The sequence below is a fragment of the Actinacidiphila sp. bgisy167 genome (assembly GCF_965342175.1).
In the GTDB taxonomy this organism is placed as follows: domain Bacteria; phylum Actinomycetota; class Actinomycetes; order Streptomycetales; family Streptomycetaceae; genus Actinacidiphila.
This window is the reverse complement of record NZ_CBDRBL010000194.1, coordinates 1-1,623: the sequence shown is the minus strand read 5'-3', so window position 1 is coordinate 1,623 and position 1,623 is coordinate 1. Positions and strand designations below refer to the sequence as shown.

Annotated in this window: 1 protein-coding gene and 1 pseudogene; one reads left to right on the top strand and one right to left on the bottom strand. The window is 67.5% G+C overall.

Translation table 11 applies throughout. The annotated features are described in order from the left end of the window. Positions 1-203, top strand: a pseudogene (locus ACRWND_RS30700) (transposase); the annotation flags it as partial. A 40-nt stretch (positions 204-243) separates the two neighbouring features. On the opposite strand, the gene ACRWND_RS30695 reads toward ACRWND_RS30700, so the two are convergent. Continuing rightward, entirely contained in the window at positions 244-1,497 is a 1,254-nt protein-coding gene (locus ACRWND_RS30695; RefSeq protein WP_431955226.1) for an IS256 family transposase, read from the bottom strand. Positions 1,498-1,623: the final 126 nt, after the last annotated feature.

Genomic DNA, 1,623 nt, shown 5'->3' with positions numbered 1-1,623 from the left:
GGGAGATCGTCGCGCATCTCGCCGAGACCTACGGCATGGAGACGTCCAAGGAGACGGTCTCCACCATCACCGACAAGGCCCTGAACGCCATGGCCGACTGGCGCACGCGCCCGCTCGACCCGGTCTATCCGGTCCTGTTCGTGGACTGCGTGAACGTGAAGATCAGGGACGGTGCGGTGGCCAACCGCCCCATCTACGTGTCCTCGGAGTAATTGTCAAGACTTGTGGATCAGTTGAGGTGGATCAAGCGGCGAAGGTCTCGTCCTGTTCGACGAGGAGGCCGTTCTCGAAGCGGGCGCCGGCTCGGACGAGGGCGACGAGGTGGGGTGCGGTGACCGCTCGCCAGCGGGCCTGGGCGGACTCAACGAGTTTGAAGACCATCGCGAGGGCCGCGGCCGGGCTGCCGGCGCCGCGGGTGACCTTGGTCCGGAGCTTCACGGTGGAGAAGGTCGACTCGATCGGGTTCGTGGTCCTCAGATGGATCCAGTGTTCGGCGGGGAAGTCGTAGAACGCCAGCAGCTCGTCGACCTCGCCGGTGATCTTCTTCACCGCCTTGGGCCATTTCGCGCCGTACGCCTCCTCGAACGCGGTGACCGCCTTCTCGGCGTGCGCGCGGTCCTCGGCGTTGCAGATCTCCTGCAGAGCCTTCTTCGCGCCAGGCTGCGCGGACTTCGGCAGCGCGTTCGAGACGTTCCTTGTCTTGTGAACCCAACACCTCTGGTGCCTGGCCTGCGGAAACACCTCCGCCAGCGCCCTCCACAGGCCCATCGCGCCGTCGCCGACCACGAGCATCGGGTCGCGCATCCCGCGCCGCCGACAGTCGCGCAGCAGGTCCGCCCAGGACTCGGTGGACTCGCGCAGACCCTCGGTGATCGCGATGAGTTCCTTGGTGCCGTCGACGCGGACGCCCATCAGGACCAGGAGGCAGGAGTGCGTCTGGGACAAGCGGATCTTGGGATGGACACCGTCGGCCCAGACGTAGACGTAGTCCGATCCGGCCAGGTCACGGCGCTGGAAGGCGGCATGGTCGGCGGTCCACTGCTGCGTCAGTCGGGTCACCGTGGCCGGCGACAGGCCGGCCGAGGAGCCCAGGAACTGTTCCATCGCGGGCACGAAGTCGCCCGATGACAGGCCGTGGAGGTAGAGCAGTGGCAGCACCTCGCTGATCTTCGGGGACTTCCGGCACCACGGCGCGAGGATCTTCGAGGAGAACCGCTGACGTTCACCCGTCGTCTCGTCGACCCGCTTGTCGTTCACACGCGGGGCGGCCACCTCGATGGGCCCGGCGGCGGTGGTCACCGTCCGCGGCCGGTGGCGGCCGTTGCGCACCACCAGCCGGCGACCGGCCTCGTCACGCTGACCGGCGAGCTCGGATATGTACTGGTCCACCTCCGCCTCCAACGCGGCGGCCAGCATCCGCCGGGCGCCCTCCCGGACAATCTCGTCGATCAGGGAACCAGCCTCGGTGGTGCCGTCTTCGTTGACTACGCTGAGCACGGGCGTGCCTTCCCGACCCGCGTTCGCAGCGCGGGCCTACTCGGTGACTTCACGATCACTCACTCGGGAAGGTACGCCCTTCGCGCGCCCTCCAGAGGAGCTGATCCACAAGTCCTGAGCATTGCT